The sequence below is a fragment of the Acinetobacter legionensis genome, assembly GCF_057165765.1.
Genome location: NZ_CM169896.1, coordinates 1,586,760 through 1,609,419, shown reverse-complemented (window position 1 = coordinate 1,609,419; position 22,660 = coordinate 1,586,760). Strand labels below are relative to the sequence as shown.

Genomic DNA, 22,660 nt, shown 5'->3' with positions numbered 1-22,660 from the left:
TGACCATTCTTTTATGAAAGGTCTATAGGCCCTCATAAAACAGGCAAAGTGAATTTGCCTGTTTTTTCTTTTTGCTATAGTTTTTGACGATATGATTGAATTTAAAAACATTTCAAAACACTATGAGTTGAAAGGTCAAACCATACGTGCACTGGATCAGATTAATCTTGAGATTCCAGCGGGCAGTATTTTTGGCATTATCGGCTATAGTGGTGCAGGTAAAAGTACCTTAATCCGTTTGATTAACTTGCTTGAGCGTCCTAACCAAGGACAAGTCATCATTAATCAAAAAGACTTTACGGCACTTGATGCACGTGCATTACGTCAAGAACGTGCAAATATAGGCATGATTTTTCAGCATTTCAATTTGCTACAAACCGAAACTGTAGCTGACAATATTGAAATGCCGTTAAAATTGCTTGGTGTCAGTAAAGACCAACGTGAAAAACGTTTAAATGAGTTACTTGAGTTCATTGATCTAAAGCATAAAAAAGATGCTTTTCCAGACGAACTCTCGGGAGGACAAAAGCAACGTGTCGGTATCGCACGCGCCTTGGCCAACCACCCCAAAATTTTACTTTGTGATGAAGCAACCTCTGCACTTGATCCACAAACCACGAAATCTGTTCTCGCTTTGCTTAAAAAGATTAATCAAGAGCAAGGGATTACCATTGTCATGGTTACGCATGAAATGGATGTGATCGAATCTGTTTGTGATTTTGTTGCCGTCATGGAACAAGGCAAAGTGATTGAAACAGGTTCTACCTTAGAAATTTTTAGTCAACCGCAACACCCCACGACTAAAAACTTTATTCAAACCGTTTTACAGCAACAACTCCCTGTTAATATCTTAAACAATCTCGAAAATCAAAATCATAAAAGTATTTATAGTCTGCAATTTTTGGGTACTTCAGCGCAAGAAACTGTGGTACAAGCAGCAATTAAGCAATTTGATGTCAGCTTAAATATTTTATTTGCCAATATGACTGAAATTAATGGTTCAGTGATCGGTCAAATGTTTATACAACTTTTGGGAGATACCGAAAGCATTCGCCAAACCATAAATTTCTTTGAAAAAAATGGGGTCAAGGTGGAACAGTCAGGAGTTAGACTATGAGAGAACTCATTGTACAATGGCTCACTACGCTCACAGCACCATTTTGGAAAAGCTCTTTAAGCATTGACCAATTTGTTACAGCGATGCAAGAAACCATCCAAATGGTCATTTTTGCAATGCTGTTTGGTACCATTTGGGGCTTTGTTCAAGCAATTACCTTGCTGGTTACTCGCCCTAATGGCATTTTACCCAATCGCGCTGTTTATCAGATTTTAAATCCTATCGTCAATGCGCTACGTTCCCTACCCTTCATTATCCTGTTGATTGCGGTTTTCCCACTCACCAAAGCGATCGTGGGTACAACTATTGGTACTTGGGCAGCGATTGTACCGTTGACCATTTATGTGGGTCCTTATATTGGTCGTCTTGTAGAAACATCATTGCTTGAAGTGAATGAAGGGATTATTGAGTCTGCACAAGCAATGGGTGCATCGCCTTGGCAGATTATTTTTAAATTTATTATCCCTGAATCTCGTAGCTCACTCATCCTGAGCCTTACCACAGCAACCATTAGCTTGATTGGTGCAACAGCGATGGCGGGTGCTGTAGGCGCTGGTGGTATTGGTGATTTAGCAATTTCTTATGGTTATCAACGTTTCGATCAAAGTGTGGTTTATCTCACTGTGATTGTCTTATTGATCCTTGTACAAATTGTACAGAGTCTTGGAAATTGGTTATCTAAGCTTCGATAATCTTTGCATCTCATTTTCAATTCTTCTTACTTCTAAAATCATACCCTCCTTGTTGAGGGTATTTTTTTATTTCTTGAGTTAGCTACAGATATAAATACTTATAAAATTTATAGATCCTTTTTAATTCTACTCATTTGATCATCTGCTCTTGATCAATCCTTCAGAACTGATTAAGTTATAGAAAACTTAAGAAATATTTGAAATGAATAATTTTACTCAAACAATCGCCTCACTACTCCTTATGCTACCTATTTGTAGTTTTGCGCAAGCTTCAGACGATTACACCACCACAGTAAAAGTCAATGGTGTAGAGCTCAATCAAGCGCTAAGTGCAACGCAAATTGAAAAATTGCTCGGAAACACCTCTCAAAAAACTATAAAAGCATTTTCTGAATGTAGTGGGAACTATGAATATTCAAGCTCTACTGCATCAGGGAAAAAACTGATGTTTGAAATTTATAGTGAAGACAATCCACAGATTAAGTCTAACTCCTTCTATAAAACCAAAAATAATTTTCAACAACTTGGCACAACCAAAGGACGAGTTTGGCTTTCTTGGACAAATGCACCAGCAATCACAGATACAATCCTGATTAACAATAAACCCATCACTAATCTATATAGCATCAATCAATTTAAAAAAGACTTCCCAAACAGCGCCAAAACTGGCACCAGTGTTTTAATTTTAACGGCATCGGAAGCCAAAGAGTTTTTAAAAAATCCTGCTGAGTTTGAAGCGGGCTATCTCGCCTACGTCAATTTTAATTTTAAAAATGGCAAACTAAGCAAATTAGAAATCAACCAAGGGATGGCCTGTTAAGTTTTATTGAGAATAGCATATTGATCTATATGCTATTCTCTAAAAGAATAACCTACCATATGACTTGTTTGTTTAAGCAAATAACATGTCGCACTATCGAATTACATATGTTTTCACATAAAAAAGACTGTAATCAGCTTTCTAACTTGTCTATAGCCTGATTTTGCTATTAAATTTGTGTCAGCATATTCATGGAATTAAACGATGCAATTTAAAATTCACGTCATAGATGTAAAAAATCAATTACAAAACTATATTTGGCTGATCGAAGAAAGTCAAAGCCATGATATCGTTGCAATTGATCCCACTGAAGCATCACTCGTTGAAAATTATTGCCTTGAACATCAGCTGAATTTAAAACAAATTTGGCTCACACACTGGCATAAAGACCATATTGGTGGTGTTCCAGAATTGATCGCAGACCATAATATTCCTGTTTATGGGCCGCGCGCTGAACTGAGTCACATTCCTTTTATTACCTACCCACTACAACACGATGATCAATTTGAATTTCATGGATTAAACATCGACATTATCGCAGTACCAGGTCATACCCTAGGACATGTCGTTTATTTTATTGATGAATTAGACAGTGTTTTCTGTGGTGATACCCTTTTTGCTATGGGTTGTGGACGTATGTTTGAAGGAACTGCTGAACAATTTTATCACTCTCTCAATCGACTCGCCGCTTTACCACCAAGAACCAAAGTTTACTGTACACATGAATATACCCTTTCTAATGCACAATTTGCTTTGCATATCGAACCAGAGAACCGAGCAATACAACAACGTGCCGAAGAGATCCAACTGCTTCGTGAACATGGGCAAATCACATTGCCCAGTACCATTGAACTTGAGCTTGAAACCAATCCTTTTTTACGTGTCGAAAGTGCTGAAGAATTTGCGCGTATTCGCGCATTGAAAGATAATTTTTAAGCAATCACGATTATTGTCCTCACAATGTTAAAACTGCGCCAACCTAAGCCTCTGTTTTTAAAAGCCTCTCAGCGGGCGGTACTGATATTACATGCATATACCAGTACCGTTCAAGATATGAGGGCCTTGGCAAAATTTCTGCATCAAAATGGCTACACTTGCTATGCACCTAGCTACGCTGGACATGGTTTAACGATTGATGAGTTTCTCACTTACACTACAGAGGATTGGTGGCGAGATACACATAATGCTTATCAATTCTTAGAAAATCAGGGTTATAAGCATATTGCTATCATTGGGGTATCTTTAGGCGCAATTTTATCATTAAAACTCACTGAGTACTTTCCGATTGATGCTTGTATTAGCATGTCTGCACCACAGGATCGAAATGTAAATGATCTCTTTAAGCGATTAAAACACTATGCAGAATATCTTCATCAATTTCAGAATAGCGATTTAGAACTAGACATAAAAAGCTTAGAAAATAAAGCAACAATACAACTACACCAATTGCATCAGTTTATTGCCGTAACCATAAGCAATGTTTCTTTAATTCGCGCGCCTATTTTTTTATTGTATGGTGAATTAGATGATGTACATTATCAATCCAGTGCACAAATTATTTATAATCATGTCAATTCCACAGAAAAACAGATTAAAAGCTATCCCAAGACAGGACACCTCATGACCTTAGGCAAAGATCAGGCTGAATTATTTAGTGATATTTTAGATTTTTTACAACAACATCATCCTGTTCGACTGCAATAATCTATTCTTCTGTTAAATTTACTTACATTTATTCAAACTAATAATGAGAAAATTTCTGCTTTTAAAAATAGATATCTTTGCATCAAAATATTACAAGGACAATTTCCACACTATTTTAACAATTTGTTTTATTTAACTATTTTATAATAAATTCACATTTTATTCATATTTATAGCAAAAAAATACGCAATGATACAAAAGCCTCATTTCTCAAATTGCTCAAATATTGATATAAAAAATAACTTTCATCAAGTTTCCCCTTTAAAAATTTAATGATCACCCCTATTAAATTTATAGGCAGGAATTAAGGAGATCTTCTGTGAAAAAGGTTGTAAAGGCAAAGAATTTAATCGCTTTTCGTATTTGGTTAGAAAAATTAGGCTATTCAGTAAAAAATTTAGCTGATGGAAAAGGATTTACTTTCAGCTTTAAAAAAGAATATGGTTTAGTCACTTGTGATTTATCAGGTAATAACTTAGCGATACAGCTCGGTGAAGAGTTTGAGGATCACTTAAAGGCTTAGTAAGTGTGTAAATGAAGTTTCTCTTTAAAAAGACCTAAACGATTTCGTTTAGGTCTTTTTTTGATCTGGATAAAATTAAATTCCCAAACCTATGACTAAGATAAGATACAGCATCATCAGAATAAAAATTTAGCCATAAAAAAAAGCATGATTTTCATCATGCTTTTTTAAATTTGGTGGGGACGGAGAGACTCGAACTCTCACACCTTGCGGCGCTGGAACCTAAATCCAGTGCGTCTACCAATTTCGCCACGTCCCCGAATAAAAACTAACGTTTTAGTCTTTTTAAATAACTTGGCAGAGGATCAAGGACTCGAACCTTGACGAACGGTTTTGGAGACCGTCATGCTACCATTACACCAATCCTCTATAACACTTCATTTTGCTTTAGTACCGCAAAATGAATTGCTTGGTGGGGACGGAGAGACTCGAACTCTCACACCTTGCGGCGCTGGAACCTAAATCCAGTGCGTCTACCAATTTCGCCACGTCCCCAATGGCTGTGTATATTATAGAGATCGTTTTATTATGACAAGCCCTTTTTTCGAAAAAGACACTCGTTTGTTTAAATAAAAAACAAATGTTGCAAATACTGCTTTTTGTTTAAACAATTTGGCTTAATACTTGTTTTATTTGATAAATATTTGAACAACGTTGCCCTGTTTTTTTCATTAACATTGCTGTTAATACCATTTCAAAAATTTTAAATCGCTCTGGTAACACCACATTTAACTCCTGACAATGCAAAAATGCCCAATCTTGATAGCTTTTTGCAGATAGCCGCTGTTGTGTCAACCACTCCAACCAAACGATTCCCAGCGCATAAATATCGGATTGAAATGATTTTACTTGCGCATGAAACAATTCTGGTGCCATATACCTTGGTGTTGCTGTATGTGTCTCAATACTTGTTAGATTTGCGTCTTGAGCTATTTTTACAGCCTGTTCAAAGTCAATCAAATAACTTTTTCCACCCTTAACCCGAAAGTGCTCAACTTTGATATCGCCATGCAGATAACCATAGTCATGCAGATGTTCAAGCACATCTAAGCTGAGTATCAATCGTATACCAATTTCAGCCAAGCTAAGTAAATCAGGTGCATCCTGAAAAAGCTTTGGGACATCTTCCACCCATAAAGCTTGATCAATGACCTCTTCTTCAATTTTAAATTGCTGAAATGGATCAAATATTGAAAAGTTTAATATTACAGGCTGAGATTCTGTCTCCAATGCATTCAATTTGCTATAGCAGTTTAGCTCATTGAAAAAGTGCTGTTGATAACAGCGATTCGAATTTTTGAGCTGCAATTTCAACCAAAACCATTGCTGTCCCTGTTGAATTTGATAAACACGGCGACCAAATTTTTGACTTTGGATTGAATTATATGCAACTGGAAGAATTCTGCTTTGGCTCATACTTCGATCAATTGTTCTGCTGGTATATCTTTCGTCATAGGATGATTCAAAACTTCTAGACAATGTTGGATTGTTTTACCAATACGTGCATGTGTTTCTATACTTGAAATTTTTGGCCAAGTTGCACGCTCACCTTCTCGTTGCAACAGCTTAAATAGATATGGGCGTGGGTTCTGTAACATATAGCTATAATGGCGTAGACTATACTCCCCAATAATATTGACATCACCATAGTAGCGCTGGTCAATAATACCGTAACCGTGATCGAGTAAACGACGCATAGATGGCACTCTTCCCATACGACCTCGAGCAAAATCCATGATCCCCATTGCAGCCATGCGTCCTTGACTACGTACGATACGTTCAGGCCAACTCAGTAAATCTCTACGGTAACGTTCTTCATCATTTTGCATAAACGGTACAATATGTGGATTAACCTGACTGGCAATGGTGTAATTCAAATTATAAAGACGTGACATGCGCTCTTGAGGGAAATCATTTCGTACGCTGCCATCCACCCAACGGGTATTGGCCAAATAAGGAGTATGTACACCATCGTAACGTTTACTAATTAAACGCACAGGTGGAAATAAAACAGGTACAGCACAGGATGCCAATACTGCACTCCAGACCAACAAATCTGGTGAGGTATATTTATTCATGATGCGTACATCTTCTTGAGAAACATCATAAGGTGCAACGGTGACATTAATATCCAAGCCTGATTTTTCAAAAGCCTCATGAAAAGTCACATCGCCTAAATTTTCAACCAAGAATTTTTTAAGATATCGGACATCTGCAAAACCACCATTGCCTTTGATTAATTCTTTTACACTACGAAAGTGAAAAGCTTCGCTATAAAATTGGTCACCACTGAGTAAGTTTGGAATTTCACCTGGTTCATTTACCCCCAACATCGCCGTCATAATTGCGCCAGCACTCGAACCTGAAAGTACTTTGGGCATCAAGTCTTGTTCCATTAATGCCTTACAAACACCGCTATGGAATAAACCTAAGGTTGCCCCACCTGAAAACATCAGTGCGGGCTGACCATAGGCCTTTTCACAGTTTTCAAAAAACTTCCTTTTACTTTCATGACATAAAGTTTGGCAACCATCTGAAGCGATGAATGCCAAACTATTACTCACTTCCTCAATATAATCTTCAATTATTTTTTTTGTACCAACATAGGTATGCGCAAATAACATCGGGTGCCCAATATTGGCAACATCATGACTAAATCCCTCTCTAAGGATATACATCAAGTCTTGGGTTCGATTTTGCATTCGGTAACGGCGTAATAAATTTAATCGATGGGAAATAATTTCAGCATCAAAATATGGTGAGGTATTATCTAGCTTCCACTCCTGTGCCCCCGTTTCTTCATCCAGTTTTAACGCTATAGATTTCCACTCTTCATAGTTTTCTGCATGTTTCAGTTTTCTTTTTAGTTTTTTAATACGATAAGCCTGATGCGGATTTAAATCTTGAGTAAGTTCTAATAACATTTCTAATATTCCTTTGATTTTTAATCCGACACTTTTAAATACCTGTCGATAAACTATGCTGAAAAATAACCAGATAATCAATTACCATAAGTCATTTAATTCTTGCTTTAGATTCCAATTATCGCCTATTGAGATTAGCTCAATAAAATTACTGTGCTAATATCAACCACACATTGTAATTTCTGAAAATAGCGAACGGATATGGCAACTTTCGACTTACCTGACAATATCATCCAAAAATTATCCACTGTTCTGGATCAGTTACATCAAGTCCTTCCTGAAAAGAAACAAGATACTGACTTTAAAGCAGTGGCTTTTAGGTGGCACGATAAACAACTCAAAGCGATTTATAACCCGAAAGCAATGCATTTGGATGATCTTAAAGGGATTGAACGGCAGAAAGCTAAAATTTTACAAAATACTGAACAATTTCTACACGGCTTACCTGCCAACGACATTTTACTGACTGGCTCACGCGGCACAGGAAAATCATCCATTGTTCGCTCTTTACTTACTCAGTATGCAGAACAAGGCTTACGTTTAATTGAAATTGAACGAGATGATTTGTCTGACTTGCCAGAAATTCAAAAAATTATTAAAGATCGGCCAGAAAAGTTCATCGTTTATTGTGATGACTTGGCATTTAATGCTGAAGATGAAAATTACCGTAGTTTAAAAAGCGTGTTAGATGGCTCGCTACAATCTGGCTCAAGTAATTTTGTGATTTACGCAACCAGTAACCGTCGTCATTTATTGCCCGAATTTATGCATGAAAACACGCCTGTAACCAAAGTCGATGTGCCGCAATATAAAGAGTTGCATCCGCAAGAAGCCATCGAAGAAAAGATTTCATTATCAGATCGTTTCGGTATGTGGTTGTCTTTTTATCCAATGGATCAAAATCTTTATTTAGAAATTGTGGAACATTATTTGGCAAAAGCAGCAATGCCCTTTACTGAGGATGTTCGTGCGGAGGCTTTAAGATGGTGTCAGGCACGTGGTCAACGTTCAGGTCGTGCAGCATATCAATTCTCTAAACATTGGATTGGTTCAGAACGTTTAAAGGCATTATAAGCCCAACTTTTTTAGATATACAAAGCTCTAACTGAATAATAGTCAGGGCTTTAAATTATTCATCAAATAAATCGGTTCAATATACATGACCAAGCTAAGCGAATAGCAGACTCTCCAATAAAAGATCATATTTTTATTGGCTTAGTCATCCTAAACTTATTTATCGCACATTAAAGTGTCCCTGCGTGTTGGTCTCATCTGAACACAATCGCACGGACGAACACTGCTACTTTATTTAATCCATATGATTCAAATAAAGCTTAATTTCTTTATTCCCATGCAAAACCGCCTGCCAACATATAACTCAAACTGACTGCTGGTTAATCATGCAACTAAAAGCCAAAATTAAAAAATTCAGTATATTTAAATATATTTCAATAACTTAAATGCAAATCAATAATTCATCCAGAACATTTTATTTCAGCACATCACAGTTTAAGCGTGATAAAATAGCCGGCAGTTTCATATAGGATAGGTCTATGCAGTTTGTTCATCTTGGTATTCATACCGAATTCTCTATTACAGAATCGATCGTACGTATACCTGATCTGATTAAAGCTGCCGCATCTGATGAAATGCCTGCTTTAGCCATTACAGACCTATCCAATCTGCATGCAGCAGTTAAGTTTTACAACAAATCGCTGGGGAAAGGGATTAAACCTATTTTCGGCAGTGTAATTCGATTAAACGATGCCAACCATAAAGCAACTTTACTGGCGATGACCAATAAGGGCTGGCGTGGGTTGACTGAAATTGTCTCTCGTGGCTTTATTGAAGGACAACAACTGTCGATTCCATGTGTACAAAAAGAGTGGGTGCTTGAACAGTCTCAAGACATCATTGTACTTTTGGGTCTACATAGTGATGTCGGAGAAATGCTTTGTGCAGCTTATCCTGAAAAAGCCGAACCGCTGTTAGAACAATGGATCGAAAAATTTGGCAATCGTGTTTATTTAGCATTGACGCGAACAGGTCGCCCATTAGAAGAAAGCTTCAATGAAGAAGCAGTTAAACTTGCTGCAAAATACAATATTGGTGTTGTGGCACATAATGATGTGCATTTTGTTAGACCAGAAGATTATGAAGCACATGAAGCACGCGTTTGTATCGCAGATGGATATGTTCTAGGTGATAATAAACGCCCTAAGCACTACAGCCCTGAGCAATATTTTAAAACCTCTGCTGAAATGATTAAGTTATTCGCAGATATTCCAAGTGCGATAGAAAACACCTTACAAATTGCAAAGCGTTGTACAGTTTCACTCCGTTTAGGATTCCATGATCTACCAGACTATCCGATTCCGGAAGGGCATACCATCCATTCTTACTTTGAGCATCTTTCTGAAATTGGTTTAGAAGAACGCTTAGACTTCCTTTATCCTGTTGAAACACGTGATGAAGATTGGGCTGAAATTCGTAAGCCTTATGATGAACGTCTGGCCTATGAGCTTGGCATTATCAATAAAATGGATTTCCCCGGTTACTTCCTCATCGTTATGGACTTCATTCAATGGTCTAAAAATAATGGTGTTCCTGTAGGCCCTGGTCGTGGTTCAGGTGCAGGCTCACTGGTCGCTTATAGTTTAAAAATTACCGACTTAGACCCGCTGCGTTATGACCTACTCTTCGAGCGTTTCTTAAACCCAGAACGTGTATCCATGCCCGACTTTGATATCGATTTCTGTATCGCTGGGCGTGATAAGGTCATCGATTATGTGGCACGCCATTATGGTCGTGATGCGGTTTCTCAGATTGCAACCTTCGGTACCATGGCTGCTAAAGGTGCGATTCGAGATGTAGCAAGGGTTTTAGGTAAATCTTACGGTTTGGCAGATCGTATTTCTAAAATGATTCCGACTAAACCTTTAGGCCTCACCTTAGAAGAATCTATTGAGGCTGAACCACAACTTAAAGATATCGTTACCAATCCATCCAACCCAGATTATGACGATGCTGCTGAAATCTGGGAAATGGCGCTCAAGCTTGAAGGCATTACCCGTAATACTGGTAAACACGCTGGTGGTGTGGTCATCGCACCAACCAAAATCACCGATTATTCGGCAATTTTGTGTGAAGCTGATGGTACAGGGCGGGTTGCCCAATTCGATAAAGATGATGTAGAAGCTGCAGGTTTAGTAAAATTCGACTTCTTGGGTTTACGTAACCTTACTGTAATTGAAGATGCGATTCAAAATATCAATAAGCGTATTCAATCTGATAAGCCGTTAAATATTTCAAACATTCCCTTAGACGATCCTAAATCCTATGCAGTATTTGCTGATGCAAATACCACCGCGGTATTCCAGTTTGAATCCGTGGGCATGAAAAAAATGCTTAAAGAAGCACGCCCAAGTAAATTTGAAGAAATTATTGCCTTCGTATCCTTATATCGACCGGGTCCAATGGACCTTATTCCTGACTTTATCCATCGTATGCATGGTGGGGAATTTGAATACTTACATCCGCTGTTAGAAAGTGTACTCGAACCCACTTATGGGATCATGGTATATCAGGAACAGGTGATGCAAGCCGCACAGTTCTGTGCTGGCTATACACTGGGCGGTGCAGATTTACTTCGTCGTGCGATGGGTAAAAAGAAAGTCGAGGAAATGGTCAAGCAACGTGCCACCTTTATTGAAGGTGCTGCGAAAAAAGATATTGATGAAGGTACAGCCAACCATATCTTTGACTATATGGAAAAATTCGCAGGCTATGGTTTTAACAAATCACATGCCGCTGCGTATGCTTTAGTTGCCTATCAAACGGCTTGGTTAAAAGCACATTACCCTTCTGAATTTATGGCTGCGGTCATGTCTTCGGAAATGCAAAACACTGATAACATTGTGTTTTTAATTGATGACTGTCGAATCAACAATTTAGTGGTATTACCGCCATCGGTAAATATGTCGTTCTACCAATTCTATGCCAGTGATGTAAACACCATTATTTATGGTTTAGGTGCAATTAAAGGTGTCGGCGAACAGGCCATGCAATCCGTGATTGATTCACGTGAGCAAGATGGTCCTTTTAAAGATTTATTTGATTTCTGCCACCGTGTAGATTTGAAAAAAATCAATAAAAGAACATTGGAAGCATTGATTCGCGCTGGTGCACTGGACTGTTTGGGAATTGAACGCTCAAGTTTAATGGCTCAACTTCCTGAAGCTGTCCAAGCAGCTGAACAAGCACGTTCAAATCGTGAAACGGGTATCATGGACTTATTTGGTGAAGTTGAAGAGGTTCAACGTAAGCCTGCTAAACCTGTAAAGCCTTGGTCAGATGAAGTGCGTCTAAAAGGCGAAAAAGATACACTAGGTTTATATCTGACAGGTCATCCAATTGATGTCTATCGTGCAGAATTAAAATCCTTTATTCCAAATAAAATTAATGAATTAACCCCAACTCGCCGTGGTGTAACTACTGTTTTCGCAGGTTTAGTGGTCGATATTGCCAATTTCCCAAATCGGATGATGATTACCCTTGATGACGGCACAGCACGTATCGAAGTCTCTGCAAATCATGAACGCTTCCAACGCTTTAAAGACATTATTCAAAATGAAAAAGTGGTTGTGATTGAAGGTGAAATTTATGAACGTGAAGGTTTTGACCGTCCTATGGGACGTTTGACCAAAGCATTCACTCTCAATGAAATTCGACAAAAGCGTGCCAATAGCATTGCCATAACACTGAATACTGAAGTGATGACTAAAACTTTAGCCTCGGATATTCAAAAGATCTTACTGCCCTTCTGTAATGTCGATATGTGCCAACATATCCCAATGCAGATCCAGTTAGATTACGACTATGCCACAGCTGAGTTACATTTAGGTCAACAATGGAAAGTTGCCCCATTGGATGAGTTACTTTCGAAATTACGTGATTACTTCGGTAAAGAATCTATTCATATTGAATACCAAGTCAAATCTAAAGCGGCAAAAGCCGTTGATCATCGTGGACTTGCCCAACCGACTCAAGTTGCACCGCCACCAGAAAATATGAGTATGGATGATGCAATGGATGACTATATGGCAGATGCAGGCCAATTCTCTTAACCTCCCTATTTGAATTTAAAGCTTAATATTTTGGAATATTCATGGATATTTTCGACAATGCTGTGATTTCACAGCATTTAAGTCATGTACGTATTGTCATGGTCAATACCACACTTCCTGCCAATATTGGAAGTGCTTTACGTGCGATGAAAACAATGGGCTTAACTAAACTTGTGCTTGTTGCGCCTAAAACCTACCCTCACCCAGATATAGATGCGTTGGCAGCTGGTGCAGCAGATCTGATCGAGCAAATAGAAATTGTCGACAGCTTAGAAAATGCCATTAAAGATTGCCATATTGTATTTGGAACCAGTGCGCGTAGTCGCACCATTCCATGGCCTTTGCTTGATGCACGCCCTGCGGCTCAAAAATCAATGCAAGCGGTTATTCAACACCAGCAAGAAATCGCTATTGTCTTCGGTCGTGAAGATCGTGGTTTAACCAATGAAGAGCTTGCACTGGCAAACTTTCACGTTACAGTCCCAGTAAATAGTGATTATGGCGTGTTAAATGTCGCTCAAGCAATTCAAGTGCTGTGCTATGAAATGCGTATGGCAACGTTAGAACTGGCTGATAAGAAACTGGATACTGAAGCGATGATGCGTGTAACAGATTCAGAAGATATGCACTGGGATGAACCTTTGGTCACACACGAACAAATGGAACAGTTTTATCCGCATATTGAAAAAATGTTGGCTGAAATCGAGTTTTTAGACCCTAAAAACCCACGTTTACTGCCTTTACGCTTGCGTCGATTATTTGGGCGTATACAATTAGATAAGATGGAATATCATTTATTAAGAGGCATTTTTAGTCGAGTTCAAGCCTTAAATAATGGTACATGGAAAAAGTCAAAAGATGAGGATCAAAACTAATGCTAAAACAGCTTAAAGAAGATATCCAAGCTGTATTTGCGCGAGATCCTGCTGCGCGTAATACATTTGAAGTTTTAACCACATATCCTGGGATACATGCATTAATCATGCATCGTGTTGCCCATGAATTATGGGAAAAAGATTGTAAAACTTCAGCGCGTATTTTGTCTTCTTTTAGTCGTTTTGCAACAGGTATTGAGATTCATCCTGGCGCTAAAATAGGTAAACGCTTTTTTATCGATCATGGCATGGGTGTGGTAATTGGTGAGACAGCAGAAATTGGTGATGATGTCACCCTGTATCATGGAGTGACTTTAGGTGGCACAACATGGAATAAAGGTAAACGTCATCCTACTTTAGCTGACGGTGTTGTGGTGGGCGCAGGTGCAAAAATCCTAGGCCCTTTTGTGGTGGGTAAAAATGCTAAAGTAGGTTCAAATGCTGTGGTGACAAAAGCTGTACCGGATGGCGTCACGGCGGTAGGTAATCCTGCTCGCTTTATTAGCAAAGATAAAGAAATCATCTCAACACCTGAACCAAGTTGTCCAGAAGAAATGAGCAGTGTTATTGAAAATACAGAATTTCAAGCCTATGCAGCTGTACCAGAACAATCCGATCCTATGCTTGATGGTATGCGTGTTCTATTAGATCGCTTAGAACAAAATGAAAAGCGCCTCAATATTTTGTGCCAGCGTTTATCAATTTTAGACCCAACGTTCAATTTACAACACAATATTGAGCAGCCTTTGAGTGAAGATGAAATCAAAATCATTGAAGAAGTTAGACGTGAATGTGAGGCGCAAAACCATTCATCGAAAGCATAAGGCTGCTTGGGGTCTGTTGACAATTCGTCTACGTTTGCGACTACGTGTGTTTTTTAGGCGATACTAGGCGCGAAATATGAAATTTAGTCATTCTAAATGATGAGAAACATTGTTTCGCAAACTAACGAAGTAGCGGCAAAAAACACGCTAGTCCCCCGCTGTGCCTTGCGCTGCAAACAAAGCAGTACTTTGTTCTTGCTCAGGGTAGTGGCTAAAATTATCTCAGCCTTCGTTATGAAACTCGAAAACAGTCTCGCTATTCTCTTTGTTTCATCCCCTGCCTGCTCAATTTTAACCTACAACGCAAGCCATTTATGAAATGTCAACAGACCCAACTACTTTACAAAATGAAGTGTCAATAGACTGTAATGTATAATTTTTAATAATACGAACCAAATCAAGTTGCATGTTCAGACGTCTTTTCATAGACTGATGCCCATGCACGTTTTTTAATATAAATTAATGGAAGAAACACATGACGATTAAGCCTTTGGCATATGCATTACTCGCAGCTTCAGTACTTACGGCGTGTTCAACAACACCCATCAAGCAACAAAACAAAGTAGATGTAAACGAGCCTTTTATTTACACTGAGCCTGAATTGTCTCCTCCGTTCTATGCACTAAACCCTTTCGATTACTCTCAACCACCTGTTTTTGAGTTGGAGTTAAAAAAAGCATCGGCTCAACCTGTAAACAAACTTGAAGTTACTGATCCAGCAAATCCAAACCAAAAAATCATTTTAGATACCAATAAACTAATTGTACCTACAGTGAATAGCTCACAACGTGCTATGAAGTATGCAGTACTTGCGGAAAACAATGAAATTGACATCACTGCTATTGATGATTTCTTGCAAATGGTTGAAGGTAAAGCACGCCATTACCCACCACAATTTAGTGACCGTAAAGAGCGTAAAGGCTTTGAGGGTAAGTTAAAAGAAGTCTCTACTCAGCTTGACCAATTAGCCGCTGCACCAAATGCTTCTTTTGATATTTTGATTCGTGCATTTAAAGCAAGTATTTTGGGCCGTAACCTTGACCTTGGTTCATCTTATACAACTAAATCACTAGAATATGCTCAACGTATCCTTAAAATCAACAAAGATGATGCTGAAGCAAACTTGTGGTTTGGTTTCTCTTTATCAGAGGGTGGCGGTCAAAAAGAAGCCATCCCATATTTAGATAAAGCTATCAAACAAGGTGTTCAAGAAGCCTATTTATCTTCTGCAAATAACTTTATTGGTATGGAGCAAAAGAAAAATGCAATCCAAACCTTGAAAAATTATAAAGTGAAATACCCAGAAGAAGCTGAAGTTGCAGATCGTTTAATTGAAGAAATTGAAAAACAAGGTCGTTACAACGTTTGGCAGGTATTAAAAAATCCAGCACAGGCAAAATAAATTTATAAAATATAAAAAATAGACTGAACATTCAGTCTATTTTTTTTGTTTATCAATTGAATAAAACTCACGTATGATTCAGACAAAGATTGATCTAGTTAATGATTATGCAATACTCAAAAAACAATATTTTGCTTTGTGCTCTGGCAATTTGTCCATTGATTTTATCCGGATGCCAAGTTGTCAGTGTAAAAAATCAAAAGGTTAATGTAACTATTGCCAATGAACGTGACAGCATTTTGACACGTTCAAAAATGAGTGAAGCCAGCTTAAATGTTTTGTCAATGACTGGACGAGAAGCCAAATCATGTACAGATGAACCCGAAAAATGTGTGGCAGATTTAGCTGAAATCCCACAGATTCAAGATGAACAACTACTTTCGACCGCAAGTGAAATTTACTTAACCAAAGCAATCAATCTGGGCGACTCATCAGATTGTAAAGTCAGTCTTTTTTCTAAACATCAATCCACTGACAAGCAACAATCCTCCCAAAAAAACTATGAGCAATGTTTAGATCAGCAGATGGTGATGTTAGATAATAGCATCCGCTATAGTTATGCCTATTTATTTAAAACTGAACGCCAACCCCAAGACCGTATTTTTAATAACCGACAAGTTCAGATACGTGACTTTTATAATCAAGCATTAGCTAAACTGATTTCGACATATGCCCTAAGAAATAAAAACCAAAAAGTAGCAAAACAAATTAAAGTTGGCAAAAGCACTTATCGTATTAATTTTAATGGCTATCCTGCACTGGCTCAGATTGAACTTGAGGATCTTGTTTCGAGCTATAACTTAAACTTCTCAGGGTTACGCTCAATCAACCGTAGAGACGGTTTCGGTGCAGAATTTGTTGCAATTTTACCCAACACCACAGCACCTGAAGAAAACAAATATATTGTAAATCCATTTGATTATAAATACAAAAATGGCATGAATCCCAACATTCATCAACCACGTTATTTATCGGTCAGTATTGTAGCACAACCTGAAAATTCGAAGGAATCACTACAAAACATCTTACATAACCCAAATTTTCAACTGAATGTTTATGATCCTTATAGCATTGAAAATTTAAAAATTGGTGGCAAACAATACCCGCTTGCGGCAAACTTTTCAGCGCCCTATGGTCTATGGCTGGCTCAAAATAATTTAGGTATTGCGGCTTATCTGAGCTTAATTGATCGCGATCAAAGCCTGACTATGCCTCATTTGTATATGCTTGAACCATACAACCCAAATAAGAAAGTGATTGTTTTGGTACATGGTCTCGCCAGTAGCCCGGAAGCTTGGATTCGCTTAACTAATGATATTATGGGCGACAATGTATTACGTGAGCACTATCAAGTTTGGCAGGTCTTTTATTCCACCAATATGCCGATCTTAGAAAGCCGTTTTCAGATCAATGCCATCATTAATCAAGGTTTTGCTTCAATTAATCAAAATTCTGCTTCTGCTAAAGATGCTGTGTTGATTGGGCATAGTATGGGCGGGATTATTGCGCGCTTACTCGTCAGTGATGCCAATCTGACACAACCAGCCTTAAAGATGTTGAACAATCGTAAATTTGATAAATTTAAAGATGATCCAATGTTCAAATCTCGTTTGACTATTCAATCTATACCTAATTTTGATCGTGCTATTTTTATTTCAGCACCACATCGTGGCACTGCATTTGCTGATCGCTGGTTCACTTTAGCTGCTCGTCGAATTATTAAGTTGCCAGGTGCATTCTTGGGGGCTTTAGCTGACTCTATTGATGATCGTGATTTAAATGCAAAAAACTTTTTAAAAGATGTTGGGCATGGACTGATTCAAAATGGTCCAAGTGACTTAAGCCATAGCTCAAACTTCACCAAATTGACTGAAAACGTTATGCCGAAGAAAGACATGATCTATCACTCAATTATGGGCAATATCACCAATAGTACAGATCCTAACGTAATGACCGATGGAATCGTTCCATATACTAGTTCACATTTAGACGGTGCAGTATCTGAGAAAATTATCAAAGGTGGTCATTCGATCCAAGAGACACCTGAAGCGGTATTGGAACTTAGACGGATTTTAAGATTACATTTGACTGAACTTGGACTTTATAAACCATAAACTCAGCTTCTAAAGCAATAAAAATGCCAGTCAATCTTAAATTGGCTGGCATGGAGTTATTGGTTTTATAAAAATTTATCCGAATCAGTGAATAACGCACTTATGAATCAGTGGTTCCGGCAAATAGTGCAATCACATCTGCTTCGGTTAATTTTTTTGTCTCATTGTTAAATGCATAAAATTCGGGCTTATTGTCTATAAAAATTTCCATATTAAATTTTAGTTCTTGAAGCTGTTGATCCAAAGCAAATGCATTGATATTGCAATAGCTTCGGTCTTTGGTCCGCCAAAACAAATTCGTTCCACAACAATTGCAGAACCCACGTTCGCCCCATTCAGAAGAATTATAAATACTTAAGTGATCATCTTGAGTAAACTTTAAACTACCCTGTTCTACATCAATCGTCATAATTACACCGCTCGTTTGTCTACGACAAATTGAACAATGACACGCATGAACATCATGATTTTTTAATTCAACCGTAAAAGTTGTTGCCCCACAAACACATTGCCCTTTCATAATAATTTCCTTATGTTTTATAAATTTTCAATAAAGATACTACAATGATGTAGAGAAATTATAGTGAAACAGATATTTTTTATCATACTCATGCTTTTTAATTGAAAACCTAAATGATTCACTCTAAATTAGTCAATACAACAATTTAAATATAATATTTGGAAAAGTATGCGTTATAAAATTATAGATGTTTATCAGCTCCAAAATATTCAACGGTATATTGCAAAGTGCCTAAAGACACAATCACCTCAATTCATTGTGATTGAAACTGATCAGACCTTATGTAAAGAGCTCGATATTATTGATGTCGACTTACAAGCATCGATTGCCACGTGGGCAACGGGTGAAAGAATTGATTTAAAAATCATTCATCAATCCAACCATATTGAAAAATTCTACGATTTTGAACATTAAAAAGATCAACTCAATCGTTCAAATTCAATAAAAAGTTTGACAGTAAATCCCCCAACATCATATTTTACTTTAAGTTCTATTTTAGAACCCTATATAAAGGATAAATATATGAAACACCCAAAAGAAATGACAGGGCTTGAATTTCTACAAGCAATGGTTGCTGGACAAATTCCTAGAGCATCGATTAGTGAAACCATCCCGATGGATTTACATGAAATTTCGCATGGTCATGCAAGTTTTAAAGTCAAAGCGGACCAACGTCATTTAAATCCTTTAGGCGGCGTACATGGCGGTTTTGCAGCAACAGTTTTAGACTCAGCAACAGGTTGTGCAGTACATACCACCCTAGAAGCAGGCGTAGGTTATGGCACCATCGATTTAAATGTAAAAATGTGCCGCCCTGTACCTCAAAATAAGCAATTATTTGCTATTGGACAGTTGATTAATTTAAGTAAAAGTCTTGCCATTTCTGAAGGGAAATTGGTCGATGAAGATGGCAAATTATATGCACATGCAACAGCGACCTGTATGATTATTCGTACATAATTGACTGCTTAGAGTGCTATTTATATTGAATAGCACTTATTCAGCATTAGCCTTCGGTTCATCAACATACATCTTACCCATCTTCAACTGTTTTAGGCTCTCATCCCATTCCAAATTACGCTTACAATTGATTGCTTCTGCACGGCTAATTTCTGCCATGTTTTGCCCACAGTATCCCCCACCAACTTCGACTTGAACGATAGCTTTGGCTTGATTATTGATAATCTGATAAGAAAATACCGCACTGTTAAAAATTTCTTGTATGGTTTTATGATCTTTAGATTGGTAGATCACCAGCTGATCTCCCCCATGCCCTCTAAATACACCATCTTCAACACACCGAATTGAGTCAGGTTCATAAATATATTCTGGCTGATCATCCCCAATTAAATCCACAACCGTAACAACATCTTTCATATCAACCGCTACAGCTTGCTTACAATGTTTCTGTGCATCTTTTACCTGCTGTATAAGCTCATCAGGATAATTTAACGCTTTAGATTTATGCTCTATTTTTGCTTCAGTAACAGTCGTAGGAATTTCGACTTCAACTTCACTGCTTGACTTTCCTGAATCAGCTTTTGCACGATCAACTTTGTCATTATTATCTGCTGCAATCGCTACTTTTTTCGTAGACTCCGCTGGAGCTGCATTCTGAGAATTTTGTTGAGAACAAGCGCTTAAGAAAACAAGCACTGATAAACTCAAAATATTGACAATGTTCAAAATATTTTCCTAAATATAAACTAAGGTTTCTTAATAAAATAAATACTTAAAGTTATGAAATTTAAATATAAAAATGAAATCAGCAAATCCATAAAAGACCGAATAATAACGATTTCTATGCTGATCTAGATTCACCTTTAAAGTTTTGACAAATTTACTTTCGCATTTTGCTCAAAATGATTTCTAAAATATTCAGTCTGATACAAAGGTTGCATTTGATAAAAATGCTGTAAAACTTCTGCTCTTTTGACTTTATAGATTTCAGTATCAACCCATGCATATTCTTGTTGAATTTGCTGTTCATATTCTGCAAAACGTTCAGGGGGGCTAGCCAAAATTGCCAAATCGATATCAAGTAAATAATTTAAATCATGTTGATTAGACGGCTGATGTTCTTGTGTTGCAATGATCCATTGAGAAACTTTGTTTAAGACCGATTGCGTTAAAATATTCGTACAATGCTTTTGCATTAAGTAAGCACTTTGTTGTTCATTATCTTTTGCTTGTGGATTATAAACGGCATCATGAAACCAAATTGCCAGCTCAACAGCAATAGGATCATTCAATTGCGCTTTTACTTGATGAAATAACTCAAGGCATTCAACAATATGTTGAACCGTATGATAATGACGTTGTGGCTCAGTATAAGCAGCAACAAGCAACTGCTGTAAAAAAATACACTGCTCTTTTTCGATTGCTATCTGATTCGCAAATTCAGCCCAATATTGATTGAATGGTTTGAGGTAATTTTCTGTTTTAGCTATGATCATATTTATAGAACATCTAAGACTTTATATATTAATACAACACTTTTGGCTGTTATCCCATGATCAATAAATCAAAATTTTTAGCCCCTTCTCATTTAGACAAATTTGCTTGTTATAAACACGCTGACTATTTTCAAGATCTCATTGATATTGAATGGCGAGGTCAAATACAGTCCTCCACACAAAATAAAAGATTTAAAATCAAATATTATGGAGATATTTTTGAAGAATATCAGCTCATTTGTGGGACAGACTTTGCACCAGAACTCATCTACGCGGTAGATGTAGAAAGCAATGAAGAAATTTTACTTTTTGATGGTACGCAACATGGCTATGATCCCATGTTCTGCGATGAGTTTACACATAAACAAATCACCGAAAGACCGTTAATCCATTTTTATAAAGATCAGGACAATCAGGATCAATTCGAGATCATTTTTAGTGTCTATCACAATATAGATTATGATGAAGAACTAGATGATTTTCTCAATCAAGACGGTGAAATTGAGCTTATTTCGGGGGAAATAATTTCTGTTGAGAGATTAAAATTAGATGGCTTTGATTTTGTTCAAATCAAAGCGGTAAATTCGCTTGGTCATGAATACATTATTTTTGAAAAAGAGCTGGCTTAAAGCAAGCCAACTCTCTTTCAATACATTAAACGATTGAAATACTTAAGCAACTTGCTCATCACGCTTAAATACCAGTTCACCTTTCAATGAACTCTCGGCATCGAAATAATAACCATCAGTATTAAAGGATTTAAGATCATCCATTTTTTTCAATTGATTTTGAATGATGTATCGAGCCATTAAGCCACGCGCTTTTTTAGCATAGAAGCTGATCACCTTATATTTACCATTCTTCTGGTCTAAGAATACTGGTTTAATAATATCAGCCTGAATTTTTGCTTCCTTGACCGATTTATAGTATTCATCAGAAGCAATATTGACCAATAACGTTGAGCCGCTTTGTTGCAAATCCTGATTGATCAAATCGGTAATTCGATCCCCCCAAAACTCATAAAGATTATGACCACGGGTATTGGCAAGTTTTATTCCCATTTCCAAACGATACGGCATCATTAAATCAAGAGGACGTAATAAGCCATATAGACCGGATAAGCTGCGTAAATGATCTTGCGCAAAATTGAGATCGTCTTGCGACAAACTATAAGCATCCAGACCTGTATAAACATCGCCTTTAAATGCAAAAATTGCTTGTCGCGCGTTGGCAAAACTAAAGTCAGCATTCCAGTCACGAAAACGCTCCGCATTGAGATTGGCAATTTTTTCACTGACACTCATCAAACTGGCAATATCTGAAGCGGAGAGTTTACGACTTAGGTCTATAAGCTGTTGAGATTGATCCAGCAGTCTTGGTAGAGTGTGCGTATCGGTCGGTAGTGCTGACTGGTAATCGAGTGTCTTAGCAGGGGAAATTAAGGCGAGCATGGTCTTCCTGATCAAAAAATAACTAATCAAACTATAACAGTCGGGATATTTTAATTCCAATTCATGTTTTCTGTGAACAGAATCGGTAAACTATCGCACTTCCCTGCTTATG

General features: G+C 37.5%; 21 protein-coding genes and 3 tRNA genes. 15 read left to right on the top strand and 9 right to left on the bottom strand.

Features of this window, described 5'->3' with window-relative positions; translation table 11 throughout:
• Nucleotides 1–91: 91 nt before the first annotated feature.
• From AC2G3J_RS07250 to AC2G3J_RS07225, 6 genes are all read left to right on the top strand, one after another.
• Complete coding sequence (locus tag AC2G3J_RS07250; protein WP_483770882.1) at nt 92–1,117, top strand: methionine ABC transporter ATP-binding protein; 1,026 nt, start codon at nt 92–94, stop codon at nt 1,115–1,117.
• Nucleotides 1,114–1,809, top strand: a complete 696-nt coding sequence (locus AC2G3J_RS07245; RefSeq protein ID WP_004719300.1) for a methionine ABC transporter permease — start codon at nt 1,114–1,116, stop codon at nt 1,807–1,809. Before AC2G3J_RS07250 ends, AC2G3J_RS07245 begins: the two co-directional genes overlap by 4 nt.
• A 202-nt stretch (nt 1,810–2,011) precedes the next feature.
• Nucleotides 2,012–2,629 (top strand): hypothetical protein, encoded by a 618-nt coding sequence (locus tag AC2G3J_RS07240; RefSeq protein ID WP_483770881.1) that lies wholly within the window; start codon nt 2,012–2,014, stop codon nt 2,627–2,629.
• Nucleotides 2,630–2,833: 204 nt separating this feature from the next.
• Nucleotides 2,834–3,565, top strand: coding sequence for a hydroxyacylglutathione hydrolase (gene gloB / locus AC2G3J_RS07235; protein WP_336954441.1), 732 nt, complete (start codon nt 2,834–2,836; stop codon nt 3,563–3,565).
• Between the two features lie 24 nt (nt 3,566–3,589).
• Nucleotides 3,590–4,333, top strand: coding sequence for an alpha/beta hydrolase (locus AC2G3J_RS07230; protein WP_336954440.1), 744 nt, complete (start codon nt 3,590–3,592; stop codon nt 4,331–4,333).
• A gap of 319 nt (nt 4,334–4,652) precedes the next feature.
• Nucleotides 4,653–4,856, top strand: a complete 204-nt coding sequence (locus AC2G3J_RS07225) for a hypothetical protein (protein ID WP_336954439.1) — start codon at nt 4,653–4,655, stop codon at nt 4,854–4,856.
• A gap of 174 nt (nt 4,857–5,030) precedes the next feature.
• Here AC2G3J_RS07225 and AC2G3J_RS07220 read toward each other — a convergent pair.
• From AC2G3J_RS07220 to AC2G3J_RS07200, 5 genes are all read right to left on the bottom strand, one after another.
• Nucleotides 5,031–5,115: transfer RNA gene (locus AC2G3J_RS07220), tRNA-Leu, on the bottom strand.
• A gap of 36 nt (nt 5,116–5,151) precedes the next feature.
• Nucleotides 5,152–5,225 (bottom strand) — tRNA-Trp (locus AC2G3J_RS07215).
• 41 nt (nt 5,226–5,266) lie between these two features.
• Nucleotides 5,267–5,351: transfer RNA gene (locus AC2G3J_RS07210), tRNA-Leu, on the bottom strand.
• Between the two features lie 108 nt (nt 5,352–5,459).
• Entirely contained in the window at nt 5,460–6,272 is an 813-nt protein-coding gene (locus AC2G3J_RS07205) for a protein kinase domain-containing protein (protein ID WP_419327753.1), read from the bottom strand.
• Nucleotides 6,269–7,780, bottom strand: coding sequence for a DUF3336 domain-containing protein (locus AC2G3J_RS07200; protein WP_336954436.1), 1,512 nt, complete (start codon nt 7,778–7,780; stop codon nt 6,269–6,271). The genes AC2G3J_RS07205 and AC2G3J_RS07200 overlap by 4 nt, the downstream gene beginning before the upstream one ends.
• 201 nt (nt 7,781–7,981) lie before the next feature.
• On the opposite strand from AC2G3J_RS07200, the gene AC2G3J_RS07195 reads away from it, so the two are divergent.
• The 6 genes from AC2G3J_RS07195 (at nt 7,982) to AC2G3J_RS07170 (ending at nt 18,121) form a co-directional block, all read left to right on the top strand.
• Nucleotides 7,982–8,854, top strand: coding sequence for an ATP-binding protein (locus tag AC2G3J_RS07195; protein WP_336954435.1), 873 nt, complete (start codon nt 7,982–7,984; stop codon nt 8,852–8,854).
• A 479-nt stretch (nt 8,855–9,333) separates the two neighbouring features.
• Nucleotides 9,334–12,906 carry a DNA polymerase III subunit alpha gene (gene dnaE, locus AC2G3J_RS07190; RefSeq protein WP_419327750.1) on the top strand — a complete coding sequence of 1,191 codons (3,573 nt, stop codon included), beginning with the start codon at nt 9,334–9,336 and terminating at the stop codon, nt 12,904–12,906.
• A 41-nt stretch (nt 12,907–12,947) separates the two neighbouring features.
• Nucleotides 12,948–13,781, top strand: coding sequence for an RNA methyltransferase (locus AC2G3J_RS07185; protein ID WP_336954433.1), 834 nt, complete (start codon nt 12,948–12,950; stop codon nt 13,779–13,781).
• Entirely contained in the window at nt 13,781–14,605 is an 825-nt protein-coding gene (gene cysE / locus AC2G3J_RS07180) for a serine O-acetyltransferase (protein WP_336954431.1), read from the top strand. Before AC2G3J_RS07185 ends, cysE begins: the two co-directional genes overlap by 1 nt.
• Before the next feature lie 475 nt (nt 14,606–15,080).
• Complete coding sequence (locus tag AC2G3J_RS07175) at nt 15,081–16,007, top strand: ABUW_2363 family tetratricopeptide repeat lipoprotein (RefSeq protein WP_336954430.1); 927 nt, start codon at nt 15,081–15,083, stop codon at nt 16,005–16,007.
• Nucleotides 16,008–16,108: 101 nt separating this feature from the next.
• A complete protein-coding gene (locus AC2G3J_RS07170; protein WP_336954429.1) occupies nt 16,109–18,121 on the top strand; it encodes a lipase family alpha/beta hydrolase in 2,013 nt (670 codons plus the stop codon).
• A 100-nt stretch (nt 18,122–18,221) separates the two neighbouring features.
• Here the strand turns inward: AC2G3J_RS07170 and AC2G3J_RS07165 are convergent, their stop codons facing one another.
• On the bottom strand, nt 18,222–18,641 hold the full coding sequence (locus AC2G3J_RS07165; protein WP_419820263.1) for a GFA family protein: 420 nt from the start codon (nt 18,639–18,641) through the stop codon (nt 18,222–18,224).
• 168 nt (nt 18,642–18,809) lie between these two features.
• On the opposite strand from AC2G3J_RS07165, the gene AC2G3J_RS07160 reads away from it, so the two are divergent.
• Together AC2G3J_RS07160 and AC2G3J_RS07155 are read left to right on the top strand one after the other, a co-directional pair.
• A complete protein-coding gene (locus tag AC2G3J_RS07160; RefSeq protein ID WP_336954427.1) occupies nt 18,810–19,055 on the top strand; it encodes a hypothetical protein in 246 nt (81 codons plus the stop codon).
• Nucleotides 19,056–19,163: 108 nt separating this feature from the next.
• Nucleotides 19,164–19,601, top strand: a complete 438-nt coding sequence (locus AC2G3J_RS07155; protein WP_004719280.1) for a PaaI family thioesterase — start codon at nt 19,164–19,166, stop codon at nt 19,599–19,601.
• 36 nt (nt 19,602–19,637) lie between these two features.
• Here the strand turns inward: AC2G3J_RS07155 and AC2G3J_RS07150 are convergent, their stop codons facing one another.
• A complete protein-coding gene (locus AC2G3J_RS07150) occupies nt 19,638–20,327 on the bottom strand; it encodes a hypothetical protein (protein WP_004719277.1) in 690 nt (229 codons plus the stop codon).
• A gap of 137 nt (nt 20,328–20,464) precedes the next feature.
• Nucleotides 20,465–21,097: an HD domain-containing protein gene (locus AC2G3J_RS07145; protein WP_483770880.1), complete on the bottom strand. Its 633-nt coding sequence runs from the start codon at nt 21,095–21,097 to the stop codon at nt 20,465–20,467.
• A 56-nt stretch (nt 21,098–21,153) separates the two neighbouring features.
• On the opposite strand from AC2G3J_RS07145, the gene AC2G3J_RS07140 reads away from it, so the two are divergent.
• Nucleotides 21,154–21,726: a hypothetical protein gene (locus AC2G3J_RS07140; protein WP_056511990.1), complete on the top strand. Its 573-nt coding sequence runs from the start codon at nt 21,154–21,156 to the stop codon at nt 21,724–21,726.
• Between the two features lie 42 nt (nt 21,727–21,768).
• On the opposite strand, the gene yaaA is transcribed toward AC2G3J_RS07140, so the two are convergent.
• Entirely contained in the window at nt 21,769–22,548 is a 780-nt protein-coding gene (gene yaaA, locus AC2G3J_RS07135; RefSeq protein WP_004719270.1) for a peroxide stress protein YaaA, read from the bottom strand.
• Between the last annotated feature and the right edge of the window lie 112 nt (nt 22,549–22,660).